Annotated in this window: 18 protein-coding genes; 11 read left to right on the forward strand and 7 right to left on the reverse strand. The window is 74.4% G+C overall.

The genetic code is table 11. The features are described 5' to 3' along the window. Window positions 1-114: 114 nt before the first annotated feature. Entirely contained in the window at window positions 115-603 is a 489-nt protein-coding gene (locus AB0N04_RS35195; protein ID WP_360223421.1) for an ATP-binding protein, read from the forward strand. Between the two features lie 253 nt (window positions 604-856). Here AB0N04_RS35195 and AB0N04_RS35200 read toward each other — a convergent pair whose 3' ends face one another. Then, window positions 857-1,180: a plasmid stabilization protein gene (locus AB0N04_RS35200; RefSeq protein WP_360223418.1), complete on the reverse strand. Its 324-nt coding sequence runs from the start codon at window positions 1,178-1,180 to the stop codon at window positions 857-859. 277 nt (window positions 1,181-1,457) lie between these two features. Between AB0N04_RS35200 and AB0N04_RS35205 the strand changes: the two genes are divergently transcribed. Continuing rightward, a complete protein-coding gene (locus tag AB0N04_RS35205; RefSeq protein ID WP_360223415.1) occupies window positions 1,458-2,396 on the forward strand; it encodes a SigB/SigF/SigG family RNA polymerase sigma factor in 939 nt (312 codons plus the stop codon). 173 nt (window positions 2,397-2,569) lie between these two features. On the opposite strand, the gene AB0N04_RS35210 is transcribed toward AB0N04_RS35205, so the two are convergent. Both AB0N04_RS35210 and AB0N04_RS35215 read right to left on the reverse strand, forming a co-directional pair. Next, a complete protein-coding gene (locus AB0N04_RS35210) occupies window positions 2,570-2,977 on the reverse strand; it encodes an SgcJ/EcaC family oxidoreductase (protein WP_360223412.1) in 408 nt (135 codons plus the stop codon). Window positions 2,978-3,068: 91 nt separating this feature from the next. Next, window positions 3,069-3,620 carry a hemerythrin domain-containing protein gene (locus AB0N04_RS35215; protein ID WP_360219412.1) on the reverse strand — a complete coding sequence of 184 codons (552 nt, stop codon included), beginning with the start codon at window positions 3,618-3,620 and terminating at the stop codon, window positions 3,069-3,071. Window positions 3,621-3,819: 199 nt separating this feature from the next. On the opposite strand from AB0N04_RS35215, the gene AB0N04_RS35220 reads away from it, so the two are divergent. The 7 genes from AB0N04_RS35220 to AB0N04_RS35250 all read left to right on the forward strand — a co-directional run bounded on the left by AB0N04_RS35220 (window position 3,820) and on the right by AB0N04_RS35250 (window position 7,810). Then, window positions 3,820-4,284 (forward strand): hypothetical protein, encoded by a 465-nt coding sequence (locus AB0N04_RS35220; protein WP_360219409.1) that lies wholly within the window; start codon window positions 3,820-3,822, stop codon window positions 4,282-4,284. A gap of 79 nt (window positions 4,285-4,363) precedes the next feature. After that, window positions 4,364-5,296 (forward strand): DUF5133 domain-containing protein, encoded by a 933-nt coding sequence (locus AB0N04_RS35225; protein ID WP_360219407.1) that lies wholly within the window; start codon window positions 4,364-4,366, stop codon window positions 5,294-5,296. A 120-nt stretch (window positions 5,297-5,416) separates the two neighbouring features. After that, window positions 5,417-5,875 carry an SRPBCC family protein gene (locus AB0N04_RS35230; RefSeq protein WP_360219404.1) on the forward strand — a complete coding sequence of 153 codons (459 nt, stop codon included), beginning with the start codon at window positions 5,417-5,419 and terminating at the stop codon, window positions 5,873-5,875. A 171-nt stretch (window positions 5,876-6,046) separates the two neighbouring features. After that, window positions 6,047-6,490, forward strand: coding sequence for a hypothetical protein (locus AB0N04_RS35235; RefSeq protein ID WP_360219401.1), 444 nt, complete (start codon window positions 6,047-6,049; stop codon window positions 6,488-6,490). Window positions 6,491-6,586: 96 nt separating this feature from the next. Beyond that, window positions 6,587-6,901, forward strand: coding sequence for a DUF6296 family protein (locus tag AB0N04_RS35240; protein WP_360219398.1), 315 nt, complete (start codon window positions 6,587-6,589; stop codon window positions 6,899-6,901). Then, on the forward strand, window positions 6,898-7,470 hold the full coding sequence (locus AB0N04_RS35245) for a type 1 glutamine amidotransferase domain-containing protein (RefSeq protein ID WP_360219395.1): 573 nt from the start codon (window positions 6,898-6,900) through the stop codon (window positions 7,468-7,470). The genes AB0N04_RS35240 and AB0N04_RS35245 overlap by 4 nt, the downstream gene beginning before the upstream one ends. A gap of 49 nt (window positions 7,471-7,519) precedes the next feature. Further along, window positions 7,520-7,810, forward strand: coding sequence for a helix-turn-helix domain-containing protein (locus AB0N04_RS35250; protein ID WP_360219392.1), 291 nt, complete (start codon window positions 7,520-7,522; stop codon window positions 7,808-7,810). A gap of 196 nt (window positions 7,811-8,006) precedes the next feature. On the opposite strand, the gene AB0N04_RS35255 is transcribed toward AB0N04_RS35250, so the two are convergent. Together AB0N04_RS35255 and AB0N04_RS35260 are read right to left on the reverse strand one after the other, a co-directional pair. After that, complete coding sequence (locus AB0N04_RS35255; RefSeq protein WP_360219389.1) at window positions 8,007-8,561, reverse strand: dihydrofolate reductase family protein; 555 nt, start codon at window positions 8,559-8,561, stop codon at window positions 8,007-8,009. A gap of 649 nt (window positions 8,562-9,210) precedes the next feature. Continuing rightward, entirely contained in the window at window positions 9,211-10,146 is a 936-nt protein-coding gene (locus AB0N04_RS35260; protein ID WP_360219386.1) for a LysR substrate-binding domain-containing protein, read from the reverse strand. An 81-nt stretch (window positions 10,147-10,227) separates the two neighbouring features. Between AB0N04_RS35260 and AB0N04_RS35265 the strand changes: the two genes are divergently transcribed. Then, window positions 10,228-11,139, forward strand: coding sequence for a serine/threonine dehydratase (locus AB0N04_RS35265; RefSeq protein WP_360219383.1), 912 nt, complete (start codon window positions 10,228-10,230; stop codon window positions 11,137-11,139). Window positions 11,140-11,370: 231 nt separating this feature from the next. Here AB0N04_RS35265 and AB0N04_RS35270 read toward each other — a convergent pair whose 3' ends face one another. Further along, complete coding sequence (locus AB0N04_RS35270) at window positions 11,371-12,153, reverse strand: glucosamine-6-phosphate deaminase (RefSeq protein ID WP_360219380.1); 783 nt, start codon at window positions 12,151-12,153, stop codon at window positions 11,371-11,373. Window positions 12,154-12,242: 89 nt separating this feature from the next. Beyond that, window positions 12,243-13,583 (reverse strand): threonine/serine exporter family protein, encoded by a 1,341-nt coding sequence (locus AB0N04_RS35275; RefSeq protein ID WP_360219377.1) that lies wholly within the window; start codon window positions 13,581-13,583, stop codon window positions 12,243-12,245. A 284-nt stretch (window positions 13,584-13,867) separates the two neighbouring features. Here AB0N04_RS35275 and AB0N04_RS35280 point away from each other — a divergent pair, with 284 nt between their 5' ends. Beyond that, window positions 13,868-14,689, forward strand: a complete 822-nt coding sequence (locus AB0N04_RS35280; protein WP_360219370.1) for a hypothetical protein — start codon at window positions 13,868-13,870, stop codon at window positions 14,687-14,689. Window positions 14,690-14,699: the final 10 nt, after the last annotated feature.

A 14,699-nucleotide genomic window follows, 5' to 3' on the forward strand; every position in this document is an offset into this window, starting at 1 on the left:
GATTCGTCGCCCGCGAGATCTACCGCCACCTACCCCGCACGATCCAAACCACTGAATCGCTCCCACAGACCGCTTGACGATCTATAGGAGCTTCCGAGACGGGAAGGTGGAGCCGTGAACGGCTATGTGAGACCGCCGCCGCTGGCGGGGGTCGACGAGACGAGGCGCCTCGCGTTCGCCACCAGCGTGGGTGCGGTGCGGTGCAGCCGTGCCTTCAGCCTCGAGGCGCTGCGGGCCTGGCACTGGTCCGGCACCTACGACTCCGGCACCGCCGCTGGGGAGGAGCGGCGGGCCGTCGTCGAGGACGTCCTGCTGATGGTCTCGGAGCTGGTCACCAACGCCTGCCTGTACGCTCCCGGTGGCCCGCGGGAGCTGCGGTTGTCCTGGGACGGTATCCGCCTGCGGGTCGAGGTGGTCGACGACAGCCCGCTGCCGCCCCGGCCGCGTCCGTTCGCGGAGCCGGGACGGCCTGGCGGGCACGGCCTGCGCGTGGTGGACCGGCTCGCCCGGGCCTGGGGCTCGGTGCCCGAGGGCCGGGGCAAGGCGGTCTGGCTGGAGGTCTCGCCCCCGCTCGACGGGCACGTCTACCGGGGGCGGTACTGACACCTTCCGTGCGCTCCACGCGGACGCCCTCCGGGCCCTACGTGCAGTGGACCGTCACCGCTGCCCGGGATGCGGCGCCGGGGGCGGCGCCGGATCGGGATCCGGAAACGGCGGCACCGGCGGGGGCACCGGATCGGGGCCCTCGCCCGGCCGGGGTGCGGGGTTGGGGTGCGGGAACGGCTCGGTGTCCGGGTCAGGTGGCGTCGGGATGGTCATGGCGATGTCTCCGTCCGGCGGCGGGGTGGGGGTGCGGTCAGCGGCCGAGCGCGTGCGCCAGCTCGCGCTTGTTCATCTTCGAACGGCCCTTGATGTTGCGCTGCCTGGCCTCGTTGTACAGCTGGTCGTAGGTCGGGCCCTGGGCGCCCTGGTGCGAGCGCAGCCCACCGCGGCGGCCGGACGAGATGTCGTGGGTGGAGCTGCGGCTCGCGGTCTTCGACTCGCCGTGCCGTGCGCGTTCCTTGTTGACCGTCCGGGCGGCGATCTCCTCGGCCCGGTCCTCACTCTCGCCGCGGTCGAGCGCACTCTCCTTGATGTGCTCGTACTGGCGCTCCCGCTTGGGGCTGGATCCTCGGGGCATGACCGGCACTCCTCTCGGCTTCGCGGTCGTTGCCCGGGCACGCCTACCCGGGCAAATCGAAACAAACCGGCCGAATCGTGAATTCAATGTCGCATGTCGGGTAGAACAACCGTGCGGCGGATCGGCAGAGACCCGCCGACCAGCACCGAACCGGGTGCCACCGGGACCTTCGCTTGAAGAAGCCGGGCACGGGTCCTGGGGGGAAGAAGCCCGCGATGCGCGAGCGAGAGCTCGCCGGCGTCGTCCGGGCGTTGACCCCGATGCCCAGGAGATTCAAGTGATCACTCCCCTCGATACCGCCAGTCCCACCGGCCGGGATCCCGCCGGGCCCGTCGACCCCGTCGAGTCCTCCGGCCTGCCCGCCGACCTTCCGCCGAAGCCCACCGAGGCCGAGCTGCGGGTGATGGGCAAGTCCGAGGCGCGCGAGCTCAGCGACGCGCTGTTCGAGCGCCTGGCCGGTCTCGCCCGTGAGACGCACGCGTACAGCTACGTCCGCGGCACGATCATCGAGCTCAACATGCCGCTGGTCCGCTTCATCGCGGCCCGGTTCCGGCACCGCCCCGAGGACATGGACGACATCCTCCAGGTCGGGACGATCGGCCTGATCAAGGCCGTCGACGGGTACGACCCGCAGCGTGGCGTCGAGTTCGTCACCTACGCCATCCCCACCATCGCGGGCGAGATCAAACGGTTCTTCCGGGACACCTCCTGGCCGGTGCGGGTGCCCCGCAGCATGCAGGAGCTGTACCTCACCGTGTCCCGCGGCTCGGACCGGCTGGAGCAGGAGCTCGGTAGGCTGCCGCGACCGGAGGAGATCGCCGAGGACCTGCACCTCACGGTCGAGGAGGCCACCGAGGGTCTGGTGGCCGGCCGGGTGTACCGGCCCAACTCGCTGGACGCATTGCGCGACCAGGACACCGACGAGAGCGGGAGCGCTCTGCTCGACCGCCTGGGCGCCTGCGACCCGGGCATCGAGCTCGCCGACTTCCGCACCGCCGTGCGCCCGCTCCTCGAACACCTGCCGGAGCGCGAGCAGACCGTGCTCAAACTGCGGTTCTGGGACGGCTGGACGCAGTCCCAGATCGCCGAGCGGATCGGCGTCTCCCAGATGCACGTCTCCCGGCTGCTCTCGGCGACCCTGGCGGGGCTGCGCGAACAGCTGGAGGACCAGGACGCCGACGGCTGGACGGACGACCCGCCGGAGGCGGAGGAGTGAGCCCCACGGGGCCGACGGGGGCCCGAGCGGGTGAACGCCCGGCGGCTTGATCCGCCGGGCGTTCACCCGCTGGCCCGCACGGTCGGCCCGCGGGCGTTCACCCGCTGGCCCGCACGGTCGGCCCGCGGGCGTTCGCCCGCCGGCCCGCACGGTCGGCCCGCCGCCCGGCGCGGTCAGTCCGCGTCGCCCGGGTCCGGGAACGAGTGGTGCTCGTGGGTGACCACCCAGCGCCCCGCGTCCTTGCGCAGGCCGACGGTCAGCCGCAGGCGCTGCGCGGGGCGGTCCGCGAGGTCCTGCGGCGTCCCGCAGCGCAGCAGGGCGAACGCGAACGCCACCTCCGACCCGGCGGTGACCTGCAGCGACTCGATCTCGAAGACGGCGCCCCGGGCCTGCCACTCGAAGAACGGCGGCCAGCTGTCCCGGTAGGCGTCGATGCCGCGCACCCCCTCGTACGGCGGGGGCACGTCGAACATCACCACGTCCGCCGCGTGGTCGGCCACGACGCCGTCCAGGTCGCCCGCGTGCACGGCCGCCGCCCAGCGCTCCACCAGTGCCCGGACCTGCTCCTCGTCAGTGGCCATGGTCAGGATGCTCCGCCACCCCGGCCCGCCCCGCAACGGCGGGGCGGGCCGGAGCCGCGGCCCGACCGGTGACCGGCGGGGCCGGGGTCGCTCAGGAGGACTTGCCGCGGCCGGTGACGAGGTCGCGGGCGCGGTCCACCAGGCCGGTGCCGGCGGCCAGCAGCTTGTTGTCCGGGGCGTTCGGGTGGGGCCGGGTGGGGGCGAGCTTCTTCGCCCGGCGCACCTGGTCCCCGAGTTCGTCGAGCGCCCCGGGCGGGCAGGCGTCCGCCAGGGCGGGGAAGAGGTTGCGCTCCTCGTCCTGGATGTGGGCCGTCACCTCGGCGACGAGGCGGTCGACCACCACGTCGAAGCGCACGTCGCCGCAGTCCACGCCCTCCAGCTCCTTGAGGAGCTTCTCCACCCGCTCGTGGTCGGCCACCTCGCGGTCCGCGATCGCGTCCCCGCCGGGGACGTGCTCGCGCACCGCCGGGTACAGGTACTGCTCCTCCGCCACCGAATGCCGGACCAGCTCGATGGTGACCTGGTCGGCGACCTCGCGGCGCCGTTCGTCGCCCACCGGAAGCGCCTGGAGCCGGGCGAACATCTCCTCCACCTCGCGGTGGTCCGTCATCAGCTCGTTGACCACGTTGCCGCCGTGTCCCATGACCTCTGCTCCTGTTCCCGACGAGTGTGCCGGTCGACGCTCGGACGCGTGCCCGCTCGGGCGCGGGCACCTCGGACCCGGCGTCTTTCCGTGTTCGGGCGAGATATGCAGGGACCGGGGGCGGCGCTAGAAATCCGGGCCGTCGGGTAGGCGCGCGGTGGTAGCGGGACGTCCGGTACCGGGACGGAAGGGGAACTCCATGTTTCTGCTGGGATTTCTGCTGTTCGCGGCGTCCGGCGCCTTCATCGGGCTGCTGATCGCGGACAACCTCTCCGGAGGCCCCGAATACCAGGTGACGGTCCTCGGCCACGACCTGGTGACGCTGAACAGCCTGGCGATCTTCCTGTCCGGCGTCGCCCTCGCGCTGCTCTTCTGCCTCGGCCTGGCTCTGATGGGGGCGGGTCGGCGGGTCCGGCGCCCGGCGCCGGTGGCTGCGGGCGGCACCGTCCACCGCGAGGCCGATCCGCAGCGTCCGGCCCGACGGTCGCGGGTCGGTGAGGAGCGGGTCGGTGAGGCGCGCGACGGCGAGGACCGGGCCGGTGCGGAGCAGGACGAATCGCTGACCGTCCCGGGGAGCCCGGCCGACGAGCAGGGCGGCCGAGCCGAAGCCATTCCCGTCGCGCCGCGCAAGGAGGCCCGCAGACGGCACCTGTTCGGCCACTGACCCGGCCGCGGCCCACGGCCGGGGGCGTGGCTCCCCGGCGTGAGCGGCTGCATACTGTCCGAACACGTCGGAGGTCCTCATGCCCATGGTGGATGTCGCCGCGCTCGCCCGGCTGGTCGCGGAGTACGACGCCCTGTCCGCGCTGCCGTCCGCCGAGGCCCGGCAGCGGCTGCGCGACGTCTGCTACACGATCGGCATCTACACCGGTGAGACCGACCCGGCCCGCGCGGTCGCCCGGGCCCGGACCCTGCTGGACCCGGCCCTCCGCGCCGCGGCGGCGGCCGCGGTGCAGCCGGTCGTGGCGGTCGCGGACCGGGCGACCGGTCCGCTGCTGGCCGAACTGGAGGAGCTCGCCGGCCGCGAGCGCGGACGGCACCGGCCGAGCCTGCACGACGTCGTCCAGCTGACCAGAGTGGTCCTCCCGGACTGCGTCGGCGCCGCCGTGAGCACCTGGTCCGACGACGGTTCCGTCGAGACCCTCGCGGCGAGCTCCCCACAGCTGCTGGCCCTCGAGCGGATCCAGGGCGAGGCGGGCACCGGGCCGCTCGCAAGGATCCGCGGCCAGGGGGAGGGGCAGGTCGTGGTCCACCTCGACCCGGGCCGCCCCGGCCGGTTCGCCGACCGGGCCAGGCGTTGCGGCGTGCGCGCCGTGGCGACGGAGCACCTGCGCACCCTGCCGCACGGGTGCACCGCCTTCAGCGCGTACCTGCGCACTCCGGTACAGCCCGGCACACCGGCGGCGGCCCTGGTCACCGTCCTCGCCCTGCAGGCGTCGGCCGCGCTGGACCGCTCCGCCCTGACCCGCACGGTCGCCGACCTGCTCGACCGGCGGCACGCCACCGGTCTGGCCCTCGGCATCACCATGGAGCGCTTCGGGGTCTCGGCGCACACCGCACTGACCCTGCTCGCCCGGGCGGCCCAGCGGCTGGGAACGGACCTCGACACCGTGGTCCGCCGCCTCGCCGCGGACGGCCGGCTGCTCCCCGCGGGCGCGGACGGGCCCGGTCCGTGACCGGTCCGGGGGAACGGCTTCCGTGCGGCCGGGCCCGGCGCGATGGTTACGCGGGCGGCGACCGGGCAGACGCGCGATCGGCCGGGAAGCGCCCGGTTGCACGACGCGAGGAGGCTTCAGATGAGCATGGTGAAGGAATCCGTCGACGTCGGCGTCCCCCTGCACGCCGCGTACAACCAGTGGACCCAGTTCGAGGAGTTCCCGCGGTTCATGGAGGGCGTCGAGTCGGTGACCCAGTTGGACGAGCGCCACAACCACTGGCGGACCAGCATCGGCGGCGTCACCCGGGAGTTCGACACCGAGATCGTCGACCAGCTGCCCGACGAGCGGATCGCCTGGCGCACCATGGACGGCGACGTCCGGCAGAAGGGCGTCGTGACCTTCCAGCGGCTCGACGACTCGCACACCCGCGTCAACATGGCCATCGACTTCCAGCCCACCGGGATGGTCGAGAGGGCTGGCGACGCCATGGGCATGGTCGACCGCAGGGTGAAGGGGGACCTGGTGCGGTTCAAGGACTTCATGGAGGAGCGCGGCCGGGCCGAGGGCGGCTGGCGGGGGCGGATCAGCCCGAGCTGAACCCGCCCTTCCGCCGTCCGGGCGGCTCCGGTCCCTCCCCGTGGGGCCGGAGCCGCCCGGGCTTCCGCCCGCCGCCGCCCGTGCTGCGGTGACCGGTCGCCTGCCTCCCGGTCGGGCCCGGTCCGCCACCCCGGCCGGAATGTCTTCGGCCCCCCGGGGTAGGCGCCCGACATGGAGGACACCGGACCCCCGGCGGACGACTGGACCACCGGCGACGACGCGGACGGGCTCGACCTGTGCGACCACTGCGGACAGGCCGTCGCCAACTCCGACCTGCTCGGCGCGCTGGTGCCGGACTCCTCGGCGCTGCACGCCACCGACCCGGCCCTGGACGGCAAACGGGTCCTGCTGGCCTGCTCCGTGGAGCACCTGGCCACCCTGATCGAGCACTACCGGGTCCGCCCGTTCGTCCCCGCGGAGCAGTGGGCGGGGAAGGTCTGCCGGGCGATCGCCGACTACGACGAGCCCGTACCGCTCAGCCTGGTCGCCCGGCTCAGTGGTCTCTCCGTGCAGGAGGCGTCGCAGGGCGTGGAATGGCACAACGCCCGCGCCCGGGAGTGGCGGGAGACCTACGGCGAACAGGGGGCGCCCGAAGAGGACGACGGCGAGCCGTGATCCGGTGGGCCGTCACCGCGAGAACGACGGTCACGACGGACCGCCGAACGACGGAGCCGTGAGAACGACGAGTCACGACGGGAAGGACGACGAGCCATGAGGAACGCCAGGCACTACCGTCTCATCGCCACCGACCCGCACCAGGAGATCCTGCTCACCGCCACCGGGGCGACGGGCAGTCAGGGCACCGAGGTGTACGTGGACGACTCCGGCGTCGTCCGGGCCGAGGTCGACGGCCACGGCGACGTGCGCACCGTCACCAGCACCCTCTTCCTGGGGCGCCCGCTCCGCATCGAACCCTGGTCTGACCCGGCCGGTCCGACCACCCGGGGGCGTTCGCGCCCCGACCCGACAGGCAGCCCGGCTGCCCCGACCCTGCACCGATCCCAGCCGACGCAGGAGGAGAGATGACCCATCACGCCAAGGCCCTGGCCATCGTCATGAACGACGGCGTCGAACAGGACGAACTCCTCGTCCCCGTACGCCACCTGCGCGAACAGGGAGTGCAGGTCGACATCGCCGCCCCCGAGCGGGACCCCATCCGAACCCTCGTCCGCGACAAGGAACCGGGAGAGACCGTCGACCCGACCCACACCCTCGACGAGGTCGACCCCACCGGCTACGACCTGCTGCTCATCCCCGGCGGCACCCTCAACGCGGACGCCCTCAGGCTCCGCCAGTCCGCCGTCGACACCGTGCTCGCCTTCACCACCGCCGGCCGGCCCGTCGCCGCCATCTGCCACGGACCGTGGTTGCTGGCCGAGGCCGGAGTCGCGTACGGCAAGCGCCTCACGTCCTTCCCGTCGCTGCGCACCGACCTCGCCAACGCCGGTGCGACCTGGGCCGACGAGCCCCTGGTCCAGGACGACGCGAACGGCTGGCGGCTGGTCACTTCCCGCAACCCCGACGACCTCGAACACTTCCTGCGGGGCGTCGACGCCGCGCTGCGTGAGCGCTCCGAGGCCGCCGGCCTGCGCTGATCAGCTCAGGGGGCTGAGCGGCGTGCGGATCCAGCCATATCCTGAAGCGATGAGCGACCAGCACCCGGTCTCGGGGTGGACCTTCCTCACCAACCACGCCCGCGTGCTGGTGCAGATCGCCCGGGACCCGGGCATCCGGGTGCGCGACATCGCCACCCGCTGCCTGCTCACCGAGCGGGCGGTGCAGCGGATCATCGTCGACCTCGAAGAGGCCGGCTACCTCACGCACGAGCGTCGCGGCCGCGCCAACCACTACGAGGTGATCGCGGGCAAGCAGCTGCGGCACCCGGCCGATGCGGGCCCGACCATCGCGGAGCTGCTGGCCGTCCTGCTGCGCTGACCGGCGGTCCTGCTGCGCCGGGGTGAGTGCTGCAGGACGGCCGACCGTGCGGTCACCGCGGCTGTCCGGCTCGGCCCGCGCCGCGTACGGCTGCGCATCGCGGCCTCGACACGCAGCGATCCCCGCCGTCCCCTTGCGTGGAATCCCCCTCGGGCGAAGGGGGCCGACGGGACGTCACCAGGGAGGTCCGGACGGCTCAGTCCCGGGCGCGGCGGTAGCGCTCGTAGACCACGCGGGAGGCGAAGACGCCGGTCTCGACCAGCTCCAGCCGGATCTGCTCGGTGACGGGCGGCAGGAAGGGGGTGCCGCCGCCGACGACGACCGGATGGCGGAGGATCCGCAGTTCGTCGACGAGGCCGAGTTCGACCGCCGCGGCGGCCAGGCCCGCACCGCCGACCGCGAGGTCGAGGTCGGTCGCGCCCTGTGCCGCAGCGGCCTCCTCGGTCAGCGGGGCCCGGGCGAGCCGGGCGTTGCCCCGGACGGTGTCCAGGGTGCGGCTGAAGACGACCTTGGGGACGGCGGACCAGGCGTCGGCGAACGCGGCGTGGAGCTCGTCGCCGCGCATCGACGGATCCGTCTCCCAGGGCAGCATGGTCTCGTAGAGCTTGCGGCCGCAGAGGAACCCGCCGAGCTCGCGGACCTGCCCGAGGTGGAAGCGGAACTGCTCGTCGCTCGGGATCGTCCAGGCGAACGCGCCCTCGCGGTCGGCGATGAAGCCGTCCACCGAGACGCCCATCGAGTAGATCAGCATGGCTTGGGCCTCCTGGGTGCCGGGGTGACGGACGGGGGTGTGACGCACCTCTCCCGCCCGGGTGATCGTACGGCCGGGCCCGCCGCCGGGCCGCGAACGCCGTGCCGCGGGTCGTGCGTGCGGGGCGGGCGTTGTGCGGCTGAGCCCCCGGCGTGCGCTCCCAGGCTGTGACGGAGGCGCCCTGCGCCGTGCGGAACTCCCTTGTCGGTGGCGGCGGTTAGTCTTGCGCCGCTGCCCCGCAGGTGGGTGGTGCCCGGGTGGCGGGCGGCGTTTGGCGGGAATCGGGGCGGTGGTGGTGCGGGTGGTGGACGTAGGGTGTGCGCTGCAGAACTGTGAACGACTCGACGGGGGACGACGATGAAGGTGGCTGCCAGAAGCCGGGACTTGGCCGGGCTGGAGCGCAAGCTCCGCAGCGCGGGGCGCCCGTGGACGCTCGCCGAGGTCGTGATGACCGCTGACGGGCAGTGGGCCGTGGGGGCGGCGAGCCGCCGGACGGCGAGCGGTCCGGAGCGGGGCCGGGAGGAGCACCGGGGGGCGGGTCCGCGCGACGCGGCTGGCGCCTGACCCCGGGCCGGACACGGCGTCAGGCCGCGGGCCTCGGGCCGGTCCGGCGGATCCTGCCAGGGCGCCGGGTCCCACCGGGCACGCGCTACCCGCCCTCGGCCGCGGTCTGCCGGGCGGCCGTGTGCAGGAAGGCGATCAGCTCGCGGACGAGGGTCGTCGGGCGGCGCTGGTGGACGATCGAGATCTCGCGGGCCGGCGCGCAGCCGGCCAGCCGGTGCAGGGCGAGCCGGGACCGGTCCGTCCTGGTCAGGACACTGGACGGGACGAGGGCGACGCCGAGCCCCGCGGTGATCAGCGCGAGGATGGCGTGGTAGTCCGCGGACTCGTACGCGACGCGCACCCCGACCTCGGCCTGCCGGGACAGGCCCTCCAGGCAGACCCGGTTGGGGATCCCCGGGGCGCCGGAGATCCAGGACTCACCGGCGAGCTCGCGCAGGCCGACGGGCCGGTGCGCCGGCCGGTCGGCGAGCGGGTGACCAGCCGGGACGACCAGACGCAGCGGGTCGTCGAGCAGCTTGTGCCGCTCGAGGCCCGGGTGCGGCGCCGCGGGCACGCCGGGATGGTAGCGGTGGGTGATCAGCGCGTCGAGGTCACCGGACGTCACCAGCCCGTAGCCGCCGGGCGGTTCGATGTCGACGAGGGAGAGTTCGGCCCGGGGGTGCCGGTCGCGCAGTGCGGCGAGGGCGGAGGGGACGAGGACCTGACCGGCGGTGGCGAACGCTCCCAGGGCCAGCCGCAGCGGTTGCTCGGCGATGACGGCGCCGATCTCGGCGCGCGCCCGGCGCAGCTCGCCGACGACCCGTTCGGCCTGGGCCAGGACGAGGGCGCCGACCGGGGTGAGGACGACGCCGGTGGCACGGCGTTCCAGGAGCCGGACGTCGAGGTCCTTCTCCAGTTTGGCGATCTGCTGGGACAGCGCCGATGGGGTGAAGGCGAGCCGGCGGGCGGCCTCGGCGATCGAGCCGGAGTGCGCCACCTCGACGAGGATGCGCAGCCGTTGGACGTCCAGTTCCCGTTCCATGCCGCCCACCGTAAGCGCGGCTAACGGCCGGCAAGGAATCCTCGCTGGTGCTGATGGCTCGGCGCCGCCGATCATGAGGGCATGAACCCGACGCAGACGCTCTCTCCCGCCGCCGTCGCCCGTGCCGCCGAGCGGATCGGCCCCTACGCCCGCCGGACCCCGCTGCTCGACCTGGAGCTGGACGGCCGGCGGGTCCTGCTGAAGCTGGAGCACCTGCAGCGCAGTGGCTCCTTCAAGTTCCGCGGCGCCGTCAACGCGGTGCTGGAGGCCGGGGCGGCCGGCCCGGTGGTGGCGGCCTCGGGCGGCAACCACGGTCTGGCGGTGGCCGAGGCGGCGCGGCTGCTGGGCGTGCCCGCCACCGTGTACGTGCCGGAGTCCGCGCCCGTCGCGAAGACCTCGCGGATCGAGGCGGCGGGTGCGCGCCTGGTGCGGCACGGCGCCAGGTTCGCGGAGGCCGCGGTGGCGGCCCGGGAGGCGGCGGACCGGGCCGGGCACCGCTTCCTGCACGCCTACGAGGACCCGATCGTGATCGCCGGGCAGGGGACGCTGGCCGCCGAGGTGGTGGCGCAGGCCCCCGAGGTCGACGCGATCGTGGTCGCCGCGGGCGGGGGCGGCCTCGCGGCAGGGACGGTGCTGGGCGCCGGTGGTCGGACGGTGGTGGCGGTGGAGCCCGAGGGCTGCCGGTGCCTCCATGACGCGCTCGCGGCGGGCGGGCCGGTGGACTCGTCGGTGGAGTCGGTGGCGGCCTCGGCGCTGGGTGCCACCCGGGTGGGCGACCTGGCCTTCGGGGTGCTGTCCGGGGCGGGGGTGCGGTCCGTGCTGGTCGGGGACGATCAGCTGGTGGCGGCGCGGGACCGGCTGTGGGAGGAGTGCCGGATCGCGGTCGAGCCGGCCGGGGCGGCGGGCTTCGCGGCCTGGCTGGCGGGGCTCGTGCCGGGGCGCCGGCCGTGCGTGGTGCTGTGCGGGGCCAACGCGGAGTGGACGGCCGGGTGACGCTCCCGGCGCCCGCCGGGTGACGCCGCGGCCGTCCCCGGGCCCGGCGGGTGCCGGGGAGCGTGCGGGCGGCCGGGAACGCGAAGGCTCATCGGGAACGCGGACGCCGCCGGGAACACGAAAGCTCGCCGGGAACGCGAACGCCGCCGGGACGGGTCGGTCCCGGCGGCGTGGCGTGGCGTGGCACGACGGCCGCGGTCGCCCGCGGCGCGGGCCGTGGAGGGACCGGCCCTACAGCCCCTGCCAGGCCGGCTTGGCGGCGTAGGTGTCGCGGAAGTAGCCGGCCAGCTTGAGGCCGGAGGCGGCGGCCTCGTCGACCACGACGGTGGCGTGCGGGTGCAGCTGGAGGGCCGAGGCGGGGACGGCCGCGGCGAGGGGGCCCTCGACGGCCAGCGCGACGGCCTCGGCCTTGGCCTCGCCGGTGGCGAGCAGGACGAGGTGGCGGGCCTCCAGGATGGTGCCGATGCCCTGGGTGATGACGTGGTGCGGCACGTCGTCGATGCTGTCGAAGAAGCGGGCGTTGTCCTCGCGGGTCTGCCGGGTGAGGGTCTTGATCCGGGTGCGGGAGGCCAGCGAGGAGCAGGGCTCGTTGAAGCCGATGTGGCCGTCGGTGCCGATGCCGAGCAGCTGGAGGTCGACGCCGCCGGCCTGGGCGAGGGCCCGGTCGTAGGCGGTGGCGGCGGTGGCGATGTCCTCGGCGTTGCCGTCCGGGCCGAGGAAGGAGGCCTCGGTCAGGCCCAGCGGTTCGACGACCTCGCGCAGCACGACCGAGCGGTAGGACTCGGGGTGGCCGGCGGGCAGGCCGACGTACTCGTCGAGCTGGCAGACGCGGGCACGGGAGGCGTCCAGCCGGCCGTCGCCGACGCGTGCGGCGAGGGCCTGGTAGATCGGCAGCGGGGTGGATCCGGTCGCCACGCCGAGCAGGGCGTCGGGTTTGCGCGACAGCAGATCGGTGATCGCCGTGGCGATGAGTTCGCCGGCCGCAGTGGCGTCAGGGACGATCACGATTTCCATACGGGTCCACCGTTTCTGAAAACGACAAGGAGGTCTAGACCATTCTGTCGTGAACGGGGGCCCCAGGTCCAGCCGGGTCCCGGGGCCGGTCACCAGGGGCCGGACCGGTGGTCGGGCGGTTCCGCGGCCGGCGGTGCGGGCGCGGCCGCCGGCGTGCCCGCGGAGGGGGCGGGGGACGGGCCGGCGGGCGGCGCGGACGACCGGCCGGACGGGAGCTCGGCGATGACGGCGCCCGCCAGCAGACCCACGGCGATCACGGTCAGGATGGTGACCAGCTTCGTGATGTCCCGGAAGCCCTCGATCGGGTGCCCGCCCGCCAGGTCCGTCAGCCCGCGCAGCCCCAGCGAGCCGACGGTGAGGGTGAAGAACCCCGGCAGCGCCAGGACGAGCCGGGGCGGCATGCCCGGCCGGCGACTGAGCAGGCCGGCGGCGGCCCCGAGCGCCACGGCCGCGACGAAGGTCCCGCCGAACTCGCCGAACAGCCAGGTGCCGACGGTCTGCACGCCGACGGTCAGGTAGACCAGCACCAGCAGCGCCGGCAGCAGCCGCCAGGGCACCGCGAAGGAGAGCACCGTGCCGACGGTGAAGACCACCCAGCTCAGGAACAGCATCCACCGCGGCAGGTCGCCGTGGGCCGCGACGTCGAACAGCGAGTGCCGCGGCGTCCCCGTGAAGACGAGCCCGAGCAGCACCCCGACGTACAGCTGCAGCAGCAGGAACACCGCGTAGACCAGCCGGATCGCGCCGGTGGTCAGGTACCCGGCGGCCAGCTCCGCGGCCGCGGCACTCAGGTAGTCGCCGGGGACGAAGTAGAACAGCGCAGGCAGCATCAGCAGGACCGGCCCGCCGTGGGCGGGGGTGTCGGCGAAGGCCTCCAGGGCGATCACCGAGACCGCCACCGCCGCGACCGGCGGCAGCAGGACGGCCAGCCGTGGCACGCGCTCGGCCCCCACGGCCAGCCCGGCGCTGACCGTGGCGAGCACCGCCGTCGTCCACACCTCGTACCAGGTGGCCTGCATCAGCGGGGCGAAGCCGACGGAGAACAGCACGATGCCCAGCATCCGCAGCCACCACGGGTAGGGCTGCGGGGCGTCGGCGATCGCGGCGAGCCGCCGGTCCGCCTCGGCCGCGCCGATCCGCCCGGCCGAGACCTCGGCCAGCAGGGGGCCGAGGGCGACCACCCGGTCGAGGCGGAACACCTCGGGGAACGCCCGCACCCCCGCCGTCGTGGTCCGCCCGTGCGAGGTCACCGTGACGGTGGCGCCGTCCGGCACCACCAGCAGGGCGGCGCTGCCCCCGCAGTCGCGGGCGGCCCGGCGCACCGTCCGCTCGACCTGCTCGGCGCCCTCCCCGCTGACGCCGAGCAGGACCTCCGTCAGCCGGGTCAGGAAACCGGCCAGCTCCTGGTGGGTGCCGGTCGGACGGTCCATCCGGGTACCTCCGCGGGTCGTGCCAGGGCGGTGGCGGCGGTCGCCGCGCGGCGCCGCGCGGGCGCTCAGGGGGTGCGATCCGTGATCCGTCCCACCCTGCCCCGGCCCGGGTGCCCCCGCCCGCCGGACACGGCCGTCAGGGCGCCCGGGCCGCCGGGCCGGGGACCCACGGCGACCAGCGCGATCAGGGCGACCACGGCGACCAGGACGGAGGCCCGGGTGCGGCGGCGTCCGGGCGGGCCGGTACATTCGCCCCCGTACCAGCCAGCGAGGGGAGAACTCCCGTGCCCGACCGGCCCAGCCTCCTGTACGTGACCGACCTGGCCTACCAGGCCCGCGGCCGGCGCTACTGCGACGAGGACATCCTGCTGACCTCCCGGCTCCGGTCCGAGTTCGACCTCGCGCTGTGCCACCCGCTGGACGCCCGCGCCCTGATGACGGGCTTCGACGCCGTGGTGGTCCGCAACAGCGGGCCGGTGCTGCACTACCGGGACGAGTACGCGCGCTTCCGCGAGCAGGCCCTCGCGGACGGCGTCCGGGTCTACAACCCGCTGACCGGGCGCGCGGACATGGCGGGGAAGCAGTACCTGCTGGACCTCACCGAGGCCGGCCACCCCGTCATCCCGACCGTCGACCGGCCCGGGGACCTGGACCGGCTGCCCGACAGCGCCGCCTACGCGGTCAAGCCCAAGGCCGGCGCGGACAGCATCGGCCTCGCCTTCCACCCGCGCGCGGAGCTCGCCGGGATCGACTGGACGGACGTCCTGGTCCAGCCCCGGATCGACTTCCGCTACGAGGTCTCGTTCTACTTCGTCGACGACGCCTTCCAGTACGCGCTGTACGCACCCGATCCGCACCGGCGCTGGGTGCTGGAGCCCTACCGGCCGAGCGAGGCCGACCTGGCCTTCGCGCGGCGCTTCGTCGCGTGGAACACCCTCGACCACGGGATCCAGCGGGTGGACGCCTGCCGGGCCCCGGACGGCGGGCTGCTCCTGGTGGAGCTGGAGGACCTCAACCCCTACCTGTCCCTGGACCGCGTCGACGACGCGACCACGGACCGGCTCGTCCGGGCCATGGCGGACTCCCTGCACCGCTTCCTCGGCTGAGGCAGGGGCC

Origin of the sequence: Kitasatospora sp. NPDC051702, assembly GCF_040681575.1 — a bacterium.
Taxonomy (GTDB): Bacteria; Actinomycetota; Actinomycetes; order Streptomycetales; family Streptomycetaceae; genus Kitasatospora.

What these genes read in the sequence shown, in the direction of transcription:
- AB0N04_RS35200 (WP_360223418.1), bottom strand. Translation starts at nt 1,180, where the DNA reads ATGCCCCGAGGATCCAGCCCCAAGCGGGAGCGCCAGTACGAGCACATC.
- AB0N04_RS35210 (WP_360223412.1), bottom strand. Translation starts at nt 2,977, where the DNA reads ATGGCCACTGACGAGGAGCAGGTCCGGGCACTGGTGGAGCGCTGGGCG.
- AB0N04_RS35215 (WP_360219412.1), bottom strand. Translation starts at nt 3,620, where the DNA reads ATGGGACACGGCGGCAACGTGGTCAACGAGCTGATGACGGACCACCGC.
- AB0N04_RS35220 (WP_360219409.1), top strand. Translation starts at nt 3,820, where the DNA reads ATGTTTCTGCTGGGATTTCTGCTGTTCGCGGCGTCCGGCGCCTTCATC.
- AB0N04_RS35225 (WP_360219407.1), top strand. Translation starts at nt 4,364, where the DNA reads ATGCCCATGGTGGATGTCGCCGCGCTCGCCCGGCTGGTCGCGGAGTAC.
- AB0N04_RS35230 (WP_360219404.1), top strand. Translation starts at nt 5,417, where the DNA reads ATGAGCATGGTGAAGGAATCCGTCGACGTCGGCGTCCCCCTGCACGCC.
- AB0N04_RS35235 (WP_360219401.1), top strand. Translation starts at nt 6,047, where the DNA reads ATGGAGGACACCGGACCCCCGGCGGACGACTGGACCACCGGCGACGAC.
- AB0N04_RS35240 (WP_360219398.1), top strand. Translation starts at nt 6,587, where the DNA reads ATGAGGAACGCCAGGCACTACCGTCTCATCGCCACCGACCCGCACCAG.
- AB0N04_RS35245 (WP_360219395.1), top strand. Translation starts at nt 6,898, where the DNA reads ATGACCCATCACGCCAAGGCCCTGGCCATCGTCATGAACGACGGCGTC.
- AB0N04_RS35250 (WP_360219392.1), top strand. Translation starts at nt 7,520, where the DNA reads ATGAGCGACCAGCACCCGGTCTCGGGGTGGACCTTCCTCACCAACCAC.
- AB0N04_RS35255 (WP_360219389.1), bottom strand. Translation starts at nt 8,561, where the DNA reads ATGCTGATCTACTCGATGGGCGTCTCGGTGGACGGCTTCATCGCCGAC.
- AB0N04_RS35260 (WP_360219386.1), bottom strand. Translation starts at nt 10,146, where the DNA reads ATGGAACGGGAACTGGACGTCCAACGGCTGCGCATCCTCGTCGAGGTG.
- AB0N04_RS35265 (WP_360219383.1), top strand. Translation starts at nt 10,228, where the DNA reads ATGAACCCGACGCAGACGCTCTCTCCCGCCGCCGTCGCCCGTGCCGCC.
- AB0N04_RS35270 (WP_360219380.1), bottom strand. Translation starts at nt 12,153, where the DNA reads ATGGAAATCGTGATCGTCCCTGACGCCACTGCGGCCGGCGAACTCATC.
- AB0N04_RS35275 (WP_360219377.1), bottom strand. Translation starts at nt 13,583, where the DNA reads ATGGACCGTCCGACCGGCACCCACCAGGAGCTGGCCGGTTTCCTGACC.